Source organism: Cedecea sp. B1(4), from assembly GCF_059414925.1.
This window is the reverse complement of record NZ_JCAHMZ010000160.1, coordinates 1-287: the sequence shown is the minus strand read 5'-3', so window position 1 is coordinate 287 and position 287 is coordinate 1. Positions and strand designations below refer to the sequence as shown.

Below are 287 nucleotides of genomic sequence, written 5' to 3'. Positions count from 1 at the left end.
CACTGGTCAAACCAGGCGATGAAGGCTCTGACCGGCAGGAACCTTTCGAGGTTTCAGTATCAACCCTGGATGCCGAGTTGGCGGGTTGTCACGATGCTGTGTCCATCATCAAGCTGGATCTTGAAGGTATGGAGTTAGCCGCTTTGCGAGGCGCCAGGGCCGTAATCGAGAAGAGTCTGCCGGTCATTGCCGTGGAGTGCTTTACCCGCACCATGTATCAAGAGATTAAAGATTTCCTGACGCCTCTTGAATATTTCGTGATCGATTCCACAAACGCTACGCCGACC

At 53.0% G+C, this 287-nt stretch carries 1 protein-coding gene; it reads left to right on the top strand.

What is annotated here, in order from left to right; genetic code table 11:
* Nucleotides 1-287, top strand: a 287-nt coding sequence (locus ACR6JA_RS22465; RefSeq protein ID WP_494599644.1) for an FkbM family methyltransferase, incomplete at both ends; no start/stop codon positions are given.